We start from the raw sequence: 17,401 nt of genomic DNA on the forward strand, positions 1-17,401 counted from the left end.
TAGATTATGAAAGAAACGAACGATTTAACCGATTTAATTAATCGATTTTTAGTAAATGATTTAGATCCGAACGAGCGTATAGCATTCGAAAAAGTTGTTGCTGCAGATAAACAACTCCAGGCGTTTTTAATCTCCCTGCAGGATGCGAAGCATATAGAGCGTGATATTAATTTTATACATGGGCTAGATCAGCAGAAGGCGTGGACTACCCTTGTAAAGAAGCGTAATAAGTCTAAATTGCAAAACAACAGAATAAAGGTCTGTGCTATATCAATTGCAGCTATGGCGATAGTATGTTTAGGTCTACACTTTTACTTCTACCAGAAGGATACGCTAAATCATAAGGAGGATAAAACTTTCCGATCCGCAGGTGTCCCTGGTGCCAAGGCAAATGCTGATGTTGCACCTGCAAAAAGTGGAGCTATACTGACTTTAAGCGATGGCTCACAGATTTTACTTAAAGAAAACAGTAAAGACACCATTAAACAGATGGGATCCTTTGTGGATACCGGCAATGAGCTATTGGTAAAGGATGAATTTCTTCCTTCGTCCAGCCTTCATTTTACCTCCCTCCATGTGCCGAAGGCCTGTTTTTATAAAGTAACCTTAAGTGATGGCACGAAAGTATGGGTTAACGCTAATTCAGAGCTTACATTTCCGATACGCTTTGCTGCACACGAGAGGCGCGTAAAATTGGACGGCGAGGCATACTTTGAAGTTCACCACCAGCCGAATAAGCCTTTTATTGTAGAAGCCAAAGATGGGGAGGTTAAAGTTTTAGGAACCCACTTTAATGTAAATGCGTACTCCGAGCGCGTTCGTACCACTTTGGTTGATGGCCGTGTTGAGGTCAAATTAGGCAATCAAAGGCTGGAATTAAACCCTGGAGAGTTTGCCCAGATGTCTCCTTCCAGGTTTTTTAAAGGTGTTGCCGATGTAAATTACGAGCTCGCCTGGCATAATAATGAGTTTAATTTTAAAAAGGAAACCATTGTTAGTATAGCCTCCCAACTGTCGAGATGGTACGACCTGGACGTTAAATTTTTAGGAGATGTTACGCTGGAAAAGGAATATACGGGCAGCATAGATAGAAATGTGAACCTTTCGCAGGTGCTGGAGATGTTATCTTATGTCAGCAATCTTAACTTTAAATTGGATGGAAGGACATTGACGATTTCAGCCAAAGTTTAATCCCTTACTCCCTGAATCGATAAAGACTTTAATTAACTCTATTTTATCACCTTTAAAACAGCATAATATGAGGATATAATATACAACACTCAGAAAAATGGCTAGGTATGTTGGCGCATACCCAGCCGAGAATAGGAAACTTGGTTTCACATGTTTTAGGAGCGTAATAACCAAATTAACCCACTTAACGTAAATTTATGAATTACTTACCAAAAGGCAAAAAGTGGAAATTGATGCCTCAAGATCCTCGTTTTTGCAAACCTTTACGTATTATGAAAATTAGCACATTCCTTCTCCTCGCGTTCGTAACCTGCGTACATGCTGAAGGGGTCGCACAACGGATTACCTTAAAGCTTAAAAATGTACGGTTGGAAGAAGCGTTATCTGCTGTATCCAAACAGTCTAACTTACGGTTGCTGTATGGTGAAAATATGAATTCGAAAACCCGTATCCATGTTGATTTATACAATGCCACGGTAGAGGAAGCTTTACGCTCTATTTTGGAAAGTACCCATATAGAGTATAAAATTATTGCCAATACGATTTCTATTAACAGCAACAGGGCCAATATGCCTCGGCAGCTGCTCGCGGAAAAAGTTCAGCAGCCTATTGCTGGAACTATACGCGACAAAAATGGCCGTGGATTGGTCGGCGCTTCCATTTCAGTAAAAGGGGGGGCGTCCTCCACATTAACCGATAACCAAGGGGGCTTTAAAATTAACGCTGCTCCTACAGCAACCTTAATCGTACGCTATGTGGGTTATGTAACGCAAGAAATTGCCGTAGCCGGAAAACCCACCTTAAACATTGTTCTGGAAGAGGATAATAAACAGCTACAGGAAGTTAATGTCGTTGCTACAGGATACCAAAACCTGGATCGTAAGCTGTTTACTGGTGCTTCTTCGAAGATAGATGCCAGAGAGGCGGAGCGTGCGGGGGTGCCTGATATTTCCAGGATGCTGGAAGGGCAGGCTGCAGGGGTTTCGGTGCAGAATGTGTCGGGAACGTTTGGGGCGGCTCCTAAAATACGGGTGCGGGGTGCAACATCTATCACGGGCGATAACAAGCCTCTATGGGTTATCGACGGTGTAATTTTGGATGAAGCCGTTAATATTTCCAATGAAGCTTTATCTACCGGAGATGCGAATACCTTGTTAGGATCTTCCGTGGCCGGCTTAAACCCCGATGATATTGAGTCGATTACGGTCTTAAAGGATGCTGCAGCAACGGCTATGTATGGGGCGGCCGCTATGAATGGTGTGGTTGTCGTGAACACCAAACGTGGTAGAAATACGGATGGTGGCATAGTAATCAACTATTCCGGGAATTATACGACTTATATTAAACCGAATTACAACCAGTTTGATATTATGAACTCCGGCGAGCAGATGCAGCTTATTATCGATATGGAAAACAAAGGCTACCTGAACCATTCGCAGGTATCCAGGGCCAGTACAGGTGGGGTGTTTACGAAGATGTATAATTTAATGTACGACTATGATCCTAAAACAGATTCTTATGCGCTGCGTAATGATGCGCCTAGCAGGTATAATTTTTTGCAGCGTTATGCGAATGCCAATACCGACTGGTTCGATCTATTGTTTAAACAGTCGCTCGTGCACGATCATTCCTTGAGTATGAGTACCGGAACTGCAAAATCACAGACGTATGCTTCTACGAGTTTTATGAACGATTCCGGATTTACCCTTGGTAATGAAGCGAAACGCTTTACTGCAAATATTCGTAATAATTATAGGCTAAACGATAAACTGAATTTCGAATTTATTTTTCAAGGTAATATCCGGGATCAGCGCGCACCTGGAACCTTGAATAGGCAATCGGATGCGGTGTTTGGATCGTACTCGCGCGATTTTGATATTAACCCCTATTCGTATGCATTGAATACCAGTCGTATTATAACGGCTTTTGATGAACAAGGAAATCGGGAGTTCTTCACCCGCGACTATGCGCCGTTTAATATTCTGAACGAGTTGGATAATAATTACATCAAACTTAAGATTATGGATATTAAGGTGCAGGGTGGATTAACCTATAAAATTATACCGGAATTAACGTATTCCGTAAATGGTATGTATCGGTACTATAATTCGGAGCGTCAGCATATGATTACAGAAAAAGCTAATCTTTCGAAATCTTACCGGGCAAATTCCGATCAGACCATAAATTCGGGTAACCGATTCCTTTATGCAGATCCAGATTACCCAAACCGCGATAAATATGTGGTTTTACCCAATGGTGGTTTTTTTAATTTATCCAACAATAATATGATAAGCTATTACATGCGTCATAACTTGGAGTTTAATAAAAAATGGGACGATCATACGGTGAATTTATTTGGTACCTACGAGCTTCAATATGCGGATAAACAGAATCATGCTTTTAATGGTCCTGGTATTGAATTCGATAACGGTAACCTGGTGATGCCTGGATATCGCTACTATAAGAAAGCCATAGAAAGTGGCGACCCGCCTTTTGGAATGATGTATAATTACGACCGTAAGTTGGCTTATGCCTTACGAGGGGCCTATAATTACAAAAGTAAGTACTCCTTTAACTTTACCACGCGTTACGATGGGTCTAATAAAATGGGTAAAACTAAGGTTGCCCGATGGTTGCCTACATGGAATGTATCGGCAGCATGGGATTTGGATCAGGAGCATTTCTTTAACCCAGATAATGCCATTCTCTCCAATGCCCGAATTCGGGGTACGTATGGTTTGGTGGCCAATATTGGGAATGCATCCAACTCGTCGGCCGTGTTCTACAATGCTGTCGCCTACAGGCCTTTTGAGAATGAAAAAGAAGGTAAAATTGATATCAGTGGTCTCGAAAATAGTGAGCTTACCTGGGAGAAAATGTATGAGTTAAATGTGGGGACAGATTTAAGTTTTCTGAACAATAGAATAGATTTTACAGTGGATGTTTACCGACGTAATATTTTTGACCTTATCGGCCCTATTCGTACTTCTGGTATTGGCGGGCAGTTTAATAAGCTGGGGAACTATGCCGACATGAAATCTAAGGGGGTGGAGTTTTTACTCGGTGGCTCTCCTTTTAAAGATCCAAATGGTTTTTCATGGCGTACGCAGTTTACCTTAGGTCTAAACCGTACCGAGATTACTAAACTTAATGTTACGCGCAATATATGGAATTTAATATCTGCCGAAGGGGGCGCACAGATGGGCCATCCACATCGGGGTTTGTATTCCTTGGATTTTGATAAGTTGAATGAAAACAGTGGCTTCCCGACATTTGTGAATACCGATGGTACGCGCGGCCAGACTTATTTTTGGTTTCAGGATACCAATACAAGCTTCTTAAAGTATGAGGGCCCGGTAGACCCTACTGTAACAGGGGGCTTTTATAATCGGTTGGAGTATAAGGATTTTAGTTTCTCCTTCCTGTTAAAATTTGCCTTTGGAAATAAGGTGCGTTTGCAACCTTCTTACTCGGCTGCGTACTTGGATATGTACAACGTTTCCAGAGACTTAATAAACCGTTTTATCTATGCCGGTGATGAGTACCTTACAGTGATTCCTTCTACCTTGGATGGCTATGCTGCCTCGTATGATGTAATTAATGCGGCCCAGTCCAGAAATTCTGCTAGCTACACGTACAATGCCTATAATTACTCTACAGAACGTGTTGCAAGTGGCGATTACCTGCGGTTGTCTCAGGTTTCGGTGGGGTACAATGTGCCTAAGCAGTTGGTTTCGAAGATTAAGTTTAGAACCGCACAATTTAATCTGGTGGGTAATAATCTTTGGTTGTTGTATGCGGACAAGAAATTAAATGGTGTTGACCCTGAGTTTTATAGTAATGGTGGGGTAGCGCTTCCTGTTCCAAAACAGGTAACGCTATCTGTTAAGTTAGGCTTTTAAATCTTTGATATCATGAAATTGAAAACTATAAATTATTTACTGTTGTCTTCGGTGGTTTTTGTTAGCGCTTGTAGCAAATTTCTCGATAAGGAGCCGGATTTACGTGCTGAAATTAATACGGTTGATAAGGTTAAACGGTTACTTGCTTCGGCCTATCCGAAGAGTAATTATCTGGCAATCGCAGAAACGTATTCTGATAATGTGGAAGATAAGGGGGTGGGTGCGCTGTATCAGCCGGTACCGAGTCTTTACTTTTGGGAGGATGTTAAGGATAGTGGAAGTGATACCCCTACAGGCTATTGGAATGGCTGTTATGCTGCAGTTGCGGCAGCAAATCATGCTTTGGATGCCATAGAAAAAAATGACTTTGGTACAGAGGCTGCTCCATATAAAGGGGAGGCTTTGGTCGCTCGTGCGTATGCACACTTTACGCTTGTCAACTTCTTCGCTAAGGTCTATGACCGTAGTACAGGCGCCAAAAACGACTCGCCCGGTATTCCTTATGTTAAGGAAACAGAAAAGGTATTAATAAAGGAATATACCCGCGGTACCGTGGCCTCCGTTTATGCCAATATACGGGAGGACCTGGAGCAGGGTTTAGCGCTTCTCGATGCAGGGGGCGGCACTTGGACGGTTCCTAAGTATCACTTTACACCGGCGGCAGCGCATGCTTTTGCAGCGCGTTTCTACCTGTTTACGGGCGATTGGCAAAAGGTGGTTGACCATGCGAATAAAATATTTGCCGGTGGTGATTTTACCGGAAAATTAATTCCTTATAATTCTACCTTCAAATCCATGGGCTTTGAAGCGGTGCGTACGGCATTTCCGAAAGTCGAACAGCCGTATAATTTATTGATTACCGAGACCTTTTCTGGTTACCAGCGTTGGTGGGATAATCGTTATGCGATGGGGGTCGATGTTTTTCAAAATATATACAATGGGCCTACAGCTGCGGGTGCGAAGTTGTATAACTTCGGCGTTTCTTATGGTTCGCCCAATTATACCACGTACCTATGGAAGGAGTTTTTCTATGTTACAGATGCTACAGCAAATACGGGGTACCCTATGTTGATGGTACCGGTTTTGATTACCGATGAGGCCTTGTTGAATAGGGCTGAGGCTTATGTTGAACTGGGGAATTTCTCTGCCGCAATTGCGGATATTAATTTGTTCTTAAGTAACCGTATTGATGGTTATACTGTTGCTGCTCATGGTATTACGTTGGATAAGGCTAAGGCGTTTTTCAACGTCTCTGATGATAAGGAGGCATTTATTAAAACCATTTTGCAGCTTAAGCAGATCGGATTTATGTCAATGGGGTTACGCTGGTTTGATATTATTCGTAAGGACATATCGGTAAAGCATAACGTGTTGGATAATGAGGGGCGCGAAACATTTGTGGAATTAAAACCTGGAGATCTCAAAAGGGTACTTCAAATTCCAGAAGAAGCAAAATTGTCAGGTGTTGAACAAAATCCTAGATAACGTATGAAAACTATATATAAATTACTTCTTGGAAGCAGCCTGGTTGCCTTGCTGTTCTCCTGCCATAAAGAGGATAAACTAAATGTTAAAATTGAAAATTACGATACGTTTACACCGGGTGTAATCGATGAATGGCTGACGAAAAATTTTACTGACCCGTATAATATTGAGGTTGTTTATCGCTACCAGCGTAATATGCACGATCTTAATAAAAATATTGCTCCTGTGGAGGAGGCTAAGGTTATTCCGCAGATGGAAATTGTAAAAAATGGCTTCCTGGAGGTCTATGGAAAAATTGGAGGTATGCCTTTTATTAAGGAATATACTCCGAAGCAGTTTGTGTTGTTCGGTAGTGGTGATTATGATCCGGATGGCTCTGTGAAAGGAGGAACGGCCGACGGGGGGCGTAGAATTACCCTGTATGGCTTAAATGGCCTTAATGTTGCTAATCCTAATGTTGTTCAAGGGAATCTTCAGGTGGTGCACCATGAATTTACACATATTCTAAACCAAACGCGCGTTATTCCTCCGGATTATGAAATGGTATCTGTAGGAAATTATTACGCCAATTGGACGGCACAGGAGAACACGGCTATACTGGCGCGGTCGCTGGGTTTTATAACACCGTATGCCCGGAAATCCGTTGGTGAAGATTTTGCTGAAGTGCTGTCGCATTTAATTGTTGCAGGGCAATTGTATTATAATAATATTGGTTTTGTGGCAGGTAGGGATGCTTATACAAAATTTAAACGTAAGGAATCTATTGTTCGTGATTATATGATGCAGCACTTTTTTATCGATGTCACCTTGCTTCAAATGGAATTCCAACGTGTGATGGAAGAAAAGTATAATAGCCAGAACTATCGAGCAACGACGGCATGGAACAATAATTATTTCGATGCGTTGAATTGGGATATCCGTGAGCCCTGGGCTGTGGCTAATACTGTATCTAGCAAACAACGTAGTGTACTTACGCCAATTTTAAATGGTTTTGGTGGCTGGCGAACAAAAACTGTGCAGTTTAAATTTGCTTCCGCTACCAAAGCTACTTTGCAAATTACCTTCGGTAATGACAGCAATACGTATGCTGCGTATTATGATTTTACGCTTGCACGCCTGCCGAGTGGTAGTTACAGCATTGTGAAGTCTCAAACACAGGGCACAGATGCAAACTATGGTAATGGGAATCTAGATTGGGTGCTGGCTGCCACGCAACCTTTAATTACTTATTTGGGGAGCACCTCTTTTAATGTGACCTGGAAGGATGATGTTGCCCATACACTGCCAGCGGATTATTTGAAGTTTTTAGTGCTAACAGATAGCAATGATCAGACTGCATCTCTGTTAGGGAATGTTTCATATAAAAAATATTAAGGCTATGAAAAAGATAGTATATATTTTGATTTTCTCTTTGTTAGCCCTTAGCTGTACCAAGGAAAGAAAACCTGAACTTCTGCTTGGCGACCCTAATGAACGTATTGCGGACACCTTGGCTTATGTTAAAAAATCATTGGTGGATGCACCCTTTGGTTGGAAGGCTTTTACTACAACAAAACTTACGGAAGCGGGATATGGCTTTTACATGCAGTTTGCGCAGAATGATAGGCTGAAGCTTGTGGCAGATTTGAATGATAATACTGCAACCACATGGAAAGAGTCTACGTATCGTATACGGCAGATTATGGGGGCAACATTATCGTTCGATTCCTATACCTATATTACCATGCTACAAGATCCTGACCCCAGCGTGTTTGGGGGTAAGGCAGGGCAGGGCTTAGGTAGTGATGTGGAGTACCAATACGTCAAAACCCACGGGGATACCTTGTTTTTTTCCGGCCGGAAGTTTAGTCAGCCTTTGGTGTTGGTGCAGGCGAAAGAAAATGAACAAAAGGCTTACCTCTCCGCCGACTATTTGCAAGCTATAAACCGGAATAAATTGTTTTTTAAGACCAATCCGCTAACGTCTATTGATGTTAACGGTCTGGAAGCAGAGCTTGCCTTTAATTTTAACGGCAAAAAGGTGTCTATTATATTGGCCGCATCGGATGGCACCTTTGATTATGTGTCCACGAGTTTCTTTAATACGTTGGAGGGTGTCGAACTTCCGCAGGGTATTGAAGTAAATAAGGTACGCCTGAAACGCTTTGTTTTTAAAGATCAAAATGCTGTTGTGGGTATAGGGTTGGATGGAAAGGAATACGCCGTAAAAATTAATAGTTCGTCTGTTGTGCCGTATCTGGTTGCACTGGGGTCAAAGTTTACCACTATACAGGTGCCGGATGTGGAAACATTCACCGGCTGGAGTGCCGATTTCGTGACGCGTAGAAATGCTGCTAAGGCGGGCATCAGTAGGTGGAGTTTAGATCCGGGGCCCATTATCCTACGTACCATAGATTTCAGGTTCCAGGTGGTCAATAATAAATTATCGGTTGCCTTTAACTGTACATCCGGCAATAATAGGGTTACCTTAACCTATAATTACAACTATACAATTGAAAACGGGCGGTTCAAGTTTACCTTAGCCAACGCTCCGACAGGAAATGAAGGTGCCATTTTTAACGATATACGCTTTTTACTTCAAGAGCGTTTACATGTAGATCAATTTGAATTAGGTTATTATGTAAATTCCGCAACAGGGGATGTGATGTCTCAATTTAAAAGCGTGGAGCATCCTGATTTTTATTTTACAGGTTTTAATAATTAACGTGATATTTTAGGATTTATCGGGGCTGTATCTTGCAGCCCCTTTTTTTGTGCTCCTAGTCTGGAGGATTGTACCGTCTATGGGTATGTAACCTGTTGCTACCGTATGGTACAGCTTGCCGAATGGCAAGGACGCTTAATGTGGACAATATGCCAAAAAAACGTATCCCTAGCGTGTAAACGCAAAAAATCCCCCATCGGTAGATGAAGGATTTTGCTGCGGAGAGTGAGGGATTCGAACCCCCGGACCTGTTACAGTCAACAGTTTTCAAGACTGCCGCATTCGACCACTCTGCCAACTCTCCGCCACAAAAGTAGAAATTCTGACGGTATCTCCAAAAAGAAAATAACCCAGGCCGCTTTAACACTTGAAAATGAGCTTAATTATTTTTTATGAGCCCTCAAATTAAGGCTACAGGAAGAGTTTACAAAGTCAAAAAAAATAGTGTCGTTGTTGTTTAGCTAGGAATAATAAACTATTTTCGATGCCATATGGTGAAAAAACGTAAAACCAGCAAACAAAAAATAACAGCAGATGCAAAGGAGCGCAGGCCTTATTTTATATGGAGTATCCTTATTCCTTTAATCCTTGTGCTTTTGTTTGCCTTATACCATTACCGTGCAGGAATTACGTATTATATCGGTGCCGTATTTAATACAAACAGCGCCTATAGCGATAAGGAAAAAAATAAACACGATGCGCGTAATATATTCCTGATGACGGGGCATCAGGAAAAAATTTTTGGTATTGATATCAGTGCCTACCAAGGGGAAATAAACTGGCCGGATGTGCAGACCATTAACGATAGTTTTCCTATAGATTTTATATTTGTACGGGCAACAATGGGGGCCACGAAGCAAGACGACAAGTTTGCGGAAAATTGGAAATCCGTTGCCGGGCGTAATAAAATTCGTGGTGCTTACCATTATTTCCGGCCGAATGAAAACTCGTTAAAGCAGGCGAGAAATTTTATCCAAACCGTGAAGTTGCATCCCGGTGACCTTCCTCCGGTATTGGATATTGAAGAAAAGCCGCGCAGTCAGCCAATGGATAGCCTTAAAGTGGGGTTAAAACGCTGGTTAGAGGTGGTAGAGAAGCATTATAAGGTGAAGCCTATTGTCTACTCTGGTGATAGCTATTTCAGTGATTTTTTAGAGAAGGAATTTAAGGAATATACCCTATGGATTGCAAACTATAATTTTTGGGTGGAGAAACCTAAAGATCATTGGCATTTTTGGCAATTTTCGGAAAAAGGTAGCGTTAAAGGTATAACGGGGCCGGTAGATTTAAATATGTATAATGGAGATATCGAGGCTCTCGAGCGTCTATGTATACCATTCCGCTAGTTAAGCAAGGATTAAGAATATTAAAATTTTTAGGTAATAAAGTATATGGCAAATTTTAAGGAAATAATAAATAAAAACAAAACGGTACTGATTGATTTCTCTGCCACATGGTGTGGCCCTTGTCAGACCCTGGCACCAATTCTTAAGGATGTTAAGGACCATTATGGCGACCGCCTTACGGTGATAAAAATTGATGTTGACAAAAACGAAGCGCTATCGCGCAGTTTTGCCGTGCAGGGGGTACCTACCTTAATTCTGTATAGCAATGGAAACCAGGTGTGGCGTCAAAGTGGTGTGTTAACTAAGCGGGAGCTGGTATCGATTATCGATGTGCACTCGGCATAGCGCTAATCTACATTAGCTACCTCAGGATGCTGCGGTTCTTCAATTTTGCTTAGCGCAATCTTGTCTATTCGATTGCCATCCATGTCCAAAACTTCCAAGCGGTAGCCACAGAAGGTTACCGTTTCGCCCTCCATAGGCATATGGTCTAATAATAAGAATACCAGGCCAGCGAGGGTCGTAATATTCCCCAGCGCGTCCTCCTCTTCCTCCGTTAGGAGTATGCCAAAACGAAGGTAAAAGTCGTCTAGCTGATACCTGCCTTCTAAAATAAAGGAGCCATCTTCCCGCTGGCGTATAAGTTTGGATTTATGCGAATATGTGTCAGTCTCCACACGGCCGATTAAGCTACTGATAATATCCTTACCTGTGATCAGGCCTTGGGTACTGCCGTACTCATCAATCACGACGGCTTGCATTACTTTTGCAGATTTAAGTTGCTCTAATACCGTGTATATACTGCTGTTTTCATAGACAAAAGGTATGGGTTCAATAAGTTTTTCTAGGTTAAATGTACGCCCTCTTAAAACTGCATTTAACAATACTTTGGTGCGTACGATTCCTTTTATTTTATCGAAACTGCCATCGCATACGGGATACTCGGTATGCTCATGCCGCAGGATATAGGCTTTTATTTCCTCGAAGGTACTGTGTAGGTTTAGGTACACAATATCACTCCGATGCACCATCATATTAATTGCTCTTTTATCACCGATAATTAATAGGCGATCCATCATGTCGTGTTCAAAATCCTCAATCACCCCCGAATCCACACCTTCATCGACCAGGGCTTTAATCTCTTCTTCGGTAACGGCAGTGCTGGAGTTATGGATGTTAAAAAGGCGTACAATAGCATTTGTAGACCTGGAAAGTAGCCACACAAAGGGTTTTACGACCATACTTAAGAAATCCATCGGAATGGCAATTAAAGAGGCATAACGCTCGGGTATGGCCATGCCAATACGCTTCGGTACCAGCTCGCCAAGAACCAGGGTAATAAAGGTAATCACGACCACAACCAGGGTAACCGCCAAGGGTTGCGCGTAGGGTGCTGTGGCGGGTAGGGCAGATAATATTTCGGCTAGGTAGGTTGAAATGCTGCCGCCAGAGAAAAAACCTGTTAATATTCCGATTAGTGTAATACCGATCTGTATTGTAGATAGAAATTGGTTGGGTTCGTCTTTTAGGTGTAAGGCTTTCTTTGCTCCGGGATTATTTTCACTTAAAACCTTTAAGCGGGCTTTCCGGCTGGAAACAATCGCGATTTCTGAGGCTGAAAAAACTCCATTTAATAGGATTAATAGGAGTATAATGACGACTTCTGTTAGCATATATATAGTAAAAGGTTGCTACTAATATAACAAAAACACTTTATAATTTTCCATTTTGGGTTGGCTTAAATTTTGTGCAAACGTTTGATATGTTATTCTATTTTTTATAATTAAAGGTTTTGTAGATATTGTACTATCGTAATAAATCGTACAATAATTTATAAATTTGGCAAATGTCTATTTTAGGATTAGAAAAGATCGTAAGCGTTATTGAGTGTTTTTCCATTTGTGGGGAGATTAAGGATATCGAGCCTTTTGGCTCGGGGCATATTAACGATACCTATAAGCTGACCATGCACGAACCGGCAACAACGTCTTATTTGTTACAGAAAATTAATGGGCATATATTCCAAGATGTCGATGGTTTAATGCGTAACATTTTGTTGGTAACGCAGCATCTGAAGGGGCAGTTGCAGGGGCAGGTGGAGGATGTTAACAAGTATTCGTTGACGGTTATTCCCTGTAAAAATGGGACTCTTTACCACCAAGATGCGGCGGGCGATTTTTGGCGTATTTTTATTCTGTTGGAGGATACGGTTTGTTATGATAGGGTAGGCTCCGCTGCTCAGGCTTATTCTGCCGGCCAGGCGTTTGGGCGTTTTCAAAAGCAGCTGTCTTCGCTGGAGGCGGATAAACTGCTGGAGGTACTGCCGAATTTTCATAATATCGCCTTTCGCATGGCTAACTTGCGTGCAGCAATGGCGGTTAATGCCGATAATAGGCTTTTGGATGTGGAGGACCTGCTGTTTGCTATATTTGAACGAGAAAAAGCGATGTCGAAAATTAACGATATGGCTTCGTCGGGATTGCTGCCGCTGCGTGTTATTCATAACGATACGAAATTTAATAATGTGCTGCTCGATCTTACTGGCCAGGTGCAGTGTGTTGTGGATTTGGATACGGTAATGCCGGGTTATGTGGCCTACGACTTTGGCGATGCAATCCGTAGCATTATTAACATGGGGGCGGAGGATGAGGTCGATTTATCGAAGGTGCAGTTGGAGGTTTCTTTCTTTAAAGCATATACCGAAGGCTATTTGCTGGAGGCACGTGACTTTTTAACGAAGATGGAGCTGGAATCGCTGTGGGAGGGGGTGCTGCTGTTGCCGTATTTGCAGACCGTACGTTTTTTAACCGATTATCTTAACGGTGATGTTTATTATAAGGTGCATTACCCGAATCATAATCTGGTGCGTACCAGGGCGCAGTTTACCTTGCTTTTGCAGCTGGAAAAGCGCGCGGAGCTGTTACAGGAAATATTACGTTCAACATACGCAAATTCCCTGTATCTTTAAGCACTATGATAAAACATATTGCGGTGCCGAAGCTGTCGGATTTATCGGGCGACATGAGCTTCGCGCTACTGAACACGAAATTACAGGGTTGTGCTTGGCATGTATTGGATCAGGTTCCTTGGCCGGATCAGTATCCGTATTTTCCGGCTGTACAATTTCGGCTGGCTTATACCGCTAGTTGTATTATTATTCAGTATCAGGTGGAAGAGGCCTTTGTTAAGGCGCAGCATATCCGGGCAAACGAAAATGTGTTTGAAGACAGCTGTGTCGAGTTTTTCGTTTCGCTGGACGATAAAAAGACGTACTTTAACTTTGAGTTTAATGTCTTAGGGACGGGCATAATTGGCTATGGTCCTGCGCTGCGGACTGATCGTAGGAGGTTGTCGGCCGAACAAATTGATCGGGTTGATGTTTTTACACAGCTGGTAAAATTAAATGGTCAAAAAAAATGGGAAATTTTTCTGCTCATACCTATCGATATAATGACCAGCGAACCAATCGTTGGTAAGGTAGTTTACGCCAATTTCTATAAGTGTGGCGATGGCCTGCCTAACCCACATTATATTTCCTGGAATGCTATACAAACTCCAATGCCTAATTTTCATCAGCCCCAAAGTTTTGGATCGTTGTATTTCGAGCCTTAGCGACACTTTTAGCAGCTTTTTGCTGCGCTATTAACTTCAAATGGCGCAGCATCTATACGGTATTTATTTGTATAAATGCTGCGCCATACCTGCCCTAAAGGCGCGCTTTTTCGGATTAGTCGTTTTAGTTATTTTAGTTATTACGCTTCTTAAATTTGCTGTACGAATCCGAAATATAGGCTTTAAGGTCTTCCGGACTTGCTTTTTCCACGAAACTTAAACTGGGCCTGTAAAGCTCTCTAAAGAGGGCAATATCATCGGGGCTAAGGTCGGTAATACTGGCGATAAGATTGCTCGTAAAGATACGGTCTACTTTACGGTTGTTTTGTTCTAACAGTAGCAGCGTTAGGTTGCTGCGCGCCTGGCGTGCCGAACGACCAAATATCCGCGATGGTGATATCCGTAAGCCTCCTTTTTCCTGACTTGCATCGGTTACTTTTCCCGCATTTTGGGCTTTTGCAATTTCTTGTGCCAAGCGGTTATCGGTTAATCTTTTCACCAGTACTTCGTCGATATTCATAATTCGCTCGTCGCGGTTTAAATAGATTCTACGAATGCTGTTTTCGTAATAAAAAATGGTGTCTTTGATATATCCAGTAGCATAGACTTCAAAATAATCGTTCACCCTTCCCGATAGGGTAAAGGCCCCATCTTTCTGCGTTTGCGCTTGCTGCTGGGTGCGGATATTTTTTATCGTTGCGTTCCAAAGGGGTTCACTGCTGCTGATATCCAGTATAAATCCTTTTATGGTTTCTTGCGCCAAAGTTTTTGTGTTAGGGGCAATGCATAGTACAATAAAGGCCAAAGAAGCAAGTAGGCTTTTTTTATTTAGTTTTTGAGTTTCCATATATTATTTTCCGGGTTTGTGTCTGGATATACGTTTCTAGGGTCTACTTTCACCTCTTTTAATTTTTCTGTGCTGTTGAGTTTAAAAGTCCAGCTGTCGTTGCGCTCCCATATTTCTACCGGAAGTTTAACGGTTATAGCTTTACCACTTTCTGTTGTGGCCTCAATTTCAACCGGCATAGCGAGCTTCTGTAAATTGGCTACAGTTATTATGGCTCCTTTTGCAGGGTTCATTTCGGGGTATCTTACCTCGGTTATAGCTTGGTCCAGCTGCCAGTTATGCTGAAACAATCCTCTCCAGAACCAGCGTAAGTTTTCTCCGGTTTCGTTTTCTATCGTCCGGAAGAAGTCGTCTGGTGTAGGGTGTTTATAAGCCCATATTTCAATATACTTCCGAAAGGCGGCATCAAAACGCGCTGCCCCAATTATTTCATTGCGTAACAGGTTTAAGGCATAGGCTGGTTTATAATAAACCAGTAACCCGATATTACGCTCCTTCATATTTTGCGGACTGTTAATCACAGGTTCCAATTTTGGGTCGAACATGGCATAGGTCAGGAAATTTTTATTCATCCGCTTCAAGGCATATTCTCCTTTGTTAAATGCCTCGGTTGATATGGAATTAATAAAGGTGTTAAAACCTTCGTCCATCCAGCCGTGCAGGCGTTCGTTGCTGCCTACAATCATTGGAAACCAGTTGTGACCAAACTCATGGTCGGTTACCCCCCATAATTCGGATGCTTTTGCTTTGGAACTACAGAAAGAAATTGCAGGGTACTCCATTCCACCAACATTAGACGCTACATTTACAGCAACAGGGTAGGGATAGGGAAACCATTTGTTGGAGTAATGTTCAATGGCAGCTTTGGTATATTCTGTAGATCGTTCCCATGCATTTCCGCCGAAGCTTTCCTTCGGGTAGGCCGATAGGGCTAGCGCCGTTTTTCCTTCGGGAAGGTTAATCTTAGCGCCATCGACCATAAAAGCAGTCGACGATGCCCAGGCAATATCGTGTGCATTTTTTAAGGCATATTTCCAGGTTAGCTCTTTCTTGTTGGGGCGCGATGTAGATTGACTTACTTCATTTTCGGTGCGTATAAAGATTGTTTTGTCGCTATTTTGCGCTTTTTTATACCGCTCCAGTTGTGTAGGGGTCCATACCTCCTCGGGATTTAACAGCTCGCCACCCAGTACCACAATATGATTGGCAGGCGCGGTAATTTCTACCTTATAATCGCCATACTCTAAGTAAAACTCTCCCGGACCGGTGTAGGGGTCGGTATTCCAACCGGCGATATCATCAAAAACACATACTCGCGGGTACCATTGTGCTATGGCGTATATTTTACCATCGCGGCTGTTCAATATTCCAGTACGATCGGCACCATATTCGGGTATTGCAAATTCAAAATCCATGCTAAATGTTACCTTACCACCATTGGCTTTAAGCGCTGCTGGCAGATTAAGGCGCATGCGGGTATCTGTAATGCTGTAGGTCGCTGCCGTAGGGCTATCCGAAACCTTTACATTGCTCAGTTTATAGCCTCCCTCGAAGGCGGTATGCGTGCTGCCATAACGGCTGTCGGATAGGGGTATGGTCGCTTGACCTCTTGAGGTGCTGCTAAACAAATTCTGATCCAGCTGCAACCAAATAAAATCCAAGTCCTCCGGACTGTTATTGGTGTAGGTAACCTGAACCTGCCCTGTAATACGGTCTTGCTGATCGTTTAATCTTGCCTTAATATCGTAACTCGCTGCATTTTGCCAATACATGGGGCCTGGTTTTCCGGTGGCACTGCGGTATACGGTACCGTTGTTTTTATAAAAATTGGGCCCAAATGCTTCGCTGTAACTGTAGTTACTCTTTTCTTGTGCTATGGCTTGCAGGGATATGCTTCCCATTAAAACATATAGCAGGTGTTTCCAGCTTTTTCTATGCATTATTTTTGAAGTTTATCGGTGTATAAGGCTTCATCGAATCCCAGGATGATGCTGCCGTTCCATTCTATAATGGGTCTTTTTATCATACTATTGTTTTTCAGTAGAGCGGTATTTGCTGATGCAGCATCGACGACAAGGGCCTGTTCTTCTGCCGGCAATTTTTTCCAAGTTGTCCCCTTTTTATTGACCAGAAGCTCCCAGGTTACTTGTTTTTCCCATTCCTCGAGTTTGGCTGCAGTAGCGGGTTCTTTCTTAAAATCATGAAAATTGTACGCTATCTGCTTTTCTGTCAGCCAATCTAAGGCTTTTTTTACTGTGTTGCAGTTTTTTATTCCGTAAATTTGTACCATCTTTCGTCTATTATAAATGCCTAA

13 protein-coding genes and 1 tRNA gene are annotated in these 17,401 nt (G+C 42.4%); 9 read left to right on the forward strand and 5 right to left on the reverse strand.

Translation table 11 applies throughout. The features are described 5' to 3' along the window. The first annotated feature begins 6 nt into the window (after positions 1-6). From ACL9RF_RS04250 to ACL9RF_RS04270, 5 genes are all read left to right on the forward strand, one after another. On the forward strand, positions 7-1,191 hold the full coding sequence (locus ACL9RF_RS04250; protein WP_422799349.1) for a FecR family protein: 1,185 nt from the start codon (positions 7-9) through the stop codon (positions 1,189-1,191). A gap of 272 nt (positions 1,192-1,463) precedes the next feature. Continuing rightward, positions 1,464-5,093, forward strand: a complete 3,630-nt coding sequence (locus ACL9RF_RS04255) for a SusC/RagA family TonB-linked outer membrane protein (RefSeq protein WP_422799350.1) — start codon at positions 1,464-1,466, stop codon at positions 5,091-5,093. A 12-nt stretch (positions 5,094-5,105) separates the two neighbouring features. Further along, complete coding sequence (locus tag ACL9RF_RS04260; RefSeq protein WP_422799351.1) at positions 5,106-6,578, forward strand: RagB/SusD family nutrient uptake outer membrane protein; 1,473 nt, start codon at positions 5,106-5,108, stop codon at positions 6,576-6,578. Between the two features lie 3 nt (positions 6,579-6,581). Next, on the forward strand, positions 6,582-7,952 hold the full coding sequence (locus ACL9RF_RS04265) for a substrate import-associated zinc metallohydrolase lipoprotein (RefSeq protein WP_422799352.1): 1,371 nt from the start codon (positions 6,582-6,584) through the stop codon (positions 7,950-7,952). A gap of 4 nt (positions 7,953-7,956) precedes the next feature. After that, positions 7,957-9,282: a DUF4302 domain-containing protein gene (locus ACL9RF_RS04270; RefSeq protein ID WP_422799353.1), complete on the forward strand. Its 1,326-nt coding sequence runs from the start codon at positions 7,957-7,959 to the stop codon at positions 9,280-9,282. 219 nt (positions 9,283-9,501) lie between these two features. Here the strand turns inward: ACL9RF_RS04270 and ACL9RF_RS04275 are convergent. Next, positions 9,502-9,586, reverse strand: a tRNA-Ser gene (locus tag ACL9RF_RS04275). Positions 9,587-9,773: 187 nt separating this feature from the next. Here ACL9RF_RS04275 and ACL9RF_RS04280 point away from each other — a divergent pair. Together ACL9RF_RS04280 and trxA are read left to right on the forward strand one after the other, a co-directional pair. Continuing rightward, a complete protein-coding gene (locus tag ACL9RF_RS04280) occupies positions 9,774-10,628 on the forward strand; it encodes a glycoside hydrolase family 25 protein (protein WP_422799354.1) in 855 nt (284 codons plus the stop codon). Between the two features lie 45 nt (positions 10,629-10,673). Continuing rightward, positions 10,674-10,973 carry a thioredoxin gene (gene trxA / locus ACL9RF_RS04285; protein ID WP_422799355.1) on the forward strand — a complete coding sequence of 100 codons (300 nt, stop codon included), beginning with the start codon at positions 10,674-10,676 and terminating at the stop codon, positions 10,971-10,973. Between the two features lie 2 nt (positions 10,974-10,975). On the opposite strand, the gene ACL9RF_RS04290 is transcribed toward trxA, so the two are convergent. Beyond that, positions 10,976-12,301 carry a hemolysin family protein gene (locus ACL9RF_RS04290; RefSeq protein WP_422799356.1) on the reverse strand — a complete coding sequence of 442 codons (1,326 nt, stop codon included), beginning with the start codon at positions 12,299-12,301 and terminating at the stop codon, positions 10,976-10,978. 173 nt (positions 12,302-12,474) lie between these two features. Between ACL9RF_RS04290 and ACL9RF_RS04295 the strand changes: the two genes are divergently transcribed. Both ACL9RF_RS04295 and ACL9RF_RS04300 read left to right on the forward strand, forming a co-directional pair. Further along, positions 12,475-13,596, forward strand: a complete 1,122-nt coding sequence (locus ACL9RF_RS04295; RefSeq protein WP_422799357.1) for a phosphotransferase enzyme family protein — start codon at positions 12,475-12,477, stop codon at positions 13,594-13,596. A 5-nt stretch (positions 13,597-13,601) separates the two neighbouring features. Beyond that, entirely contained in the window at positions 13,602-14,240 is a 639-nt protein-coding gene (locus ACL9RF_RS04300; RefSeq protein ID WP_422799358.1) for a carbohydrate-binding family 9-like protein, read from the forward strand. 133 nt (positions 14,241-14,373) lie between these two features. Here ACL9RF_RS04300 and ACL9RF_RS04305 read toward each other — a convergent pair whose 3' ends face one another. The 3 genes from ACL9RF_RS04305 to ACL9RF_RS04315 are packed head-to-tail and all read right to left on the reverse strand — an operon-like array spanning position 14,374 to position 17,377. Then, entirely contained in the window at positions 14,374-15,087 is a 714-nt protein-coding gene (locus ACL9RF_RS04305; protein ID WP_422799359.1) for a hypothetical protein, read from the reverse strand. Further along, positions 15,069-17,027, reverse strand: a complete 1,959-nt coding sequence (locus tag ACL9RF_RS04310) for a M1 family metallopeptidase (RefSeq protein ID WP_422799360.1) — start codon at positions 17,025-17,027, stop codon at positions 15,069-15,071. Before ACL9RF_RS04310 ends, ACL9RF_RS04305 begins: the two co-directional genes overlap by 19 nt. Further along, on the reverse strand, positions 17,027-17,377 hold the full coding sequence (locus ACL9RF_RS04315; RefSeq protein ID WP_422799361.1) for a Spx/MgsR family RNA polymerase-binding regulatory protein: 351 nt from the start codon (positions 17,375-17,377) through the stop codon (positions 17,027-17,029). The genes ACL9RF_RS04310 and ACL9RF_RS04315 overlap by 1 nt, the downstream gene beginning before the upstream one ends. Between the last annotated feature and the right edge of the window lie 24 nt (positions 17,378-17,401).

The sequence above is a fragment of the Sphingobacterium sp. Mn56C genome, assembly GCF_049319645.1.
Lineage (GTDB): Bacteria > Bacteroidota > Bacteroidia > Sphingobacteriales > Sphingobacteriaceae > Sphingobacterium.

Excerpts from the sequence above, each read along its gene's own strand:
- ACL9RF_RS04250 (WP_422799349.1), top strand. The coding sequence starts at position 7 with ATGAAAGAAACGAACGATTTAACCGATTTAATTAATCGATTTTTAGTA.
- ACL9RF_RS04270 (WP_422799353.1), top strand. The coding sequence starts at position 7,957 with ATGAAAAAGATAGTATATATTTTGATTTTCTCTTTGTTAGCCCTTAGC.
- trxA (WP_422799355.1), top strand. The coding sequence starts at position 10,674 with ATGGCAAATTTTAAGGAAATAATAAATAAAAACAAAACGGTACTGATT.
- ACL9RF_RS04310 (WP_422799360.1), bottom strand. The coding sequence starts at position 17,027 with ATGCATAGAAAAAGCTGGAAACACCTGCTATATGTTTTAATGGGAAGC.
- ACL9RF_RS04280 (WP_422799354.1), top strand. The coding sequence starts at position 9,774 with ATGGTGAAAAAACGTAAAACCAGCAAACAAAAAATAACAGCAGATGCA.
- ACL9RF_RS04255 (WP_422799350.1), top strand. The coding sequence starts at position 1,464 with ATGAAAATTAGCACATTCCTTCTCCTCGCGTTCGTAACCTGCGTACAT.
- ACL9RF_RS04260 (WP_422799351.1), top strand. The coding sequence starts at position 5,106 with ATGAAATTGAAAACTATAAATTATTTACTGTTGTCTTCGGTGGTTTTT.
- ACL9RF_RS04315 (WP_422799361.1), bottom strand. The coding sequence starts at position 17,377 with ATGGTACAAATTTACGGAATAAAAAACTGCAACACAGTAAAAAAAGCC.
- ACL9RF_RS04305 (WP_422799359.1), bottom strand. The coding sequence starts at position 15,087 with ATGGAAACTCAAAAACTAAATAAAAAAAGCCTACTTGCTTCTTTGGCC.
- ACL9RF_RS04290 (WP_422799356.1), bottom strand. The coding sequence starts at position 12,301 with ATGCTAACAGAAGTCGTCATTATACTCCTATTAATCCTATTAAATGGA.
- ACL9RF_RS04300 (WP_422799358.1), top strand. The coding sequence starts at position 13,602 with ATGATAAAACATATTGCGGTGCCGAAGCTGTCGGATTTATCGGGCGAC.
- ACL9RF_RS04295 (WP_422799357.1), top strand. The coding sequence starts at position 12,475 with ATGTCTATTTTAGGATTAGAAAAGATCGTAAGCGTTATTGAGTGTTTT.
- ACL9RF_RS04265 (WP_422799352.1), top strand. The coding sequence starts at position 6,582 with ATGAAAACTATATATAAATTACTTCTTGGAAGCAGCCTGGTTGCCTTG.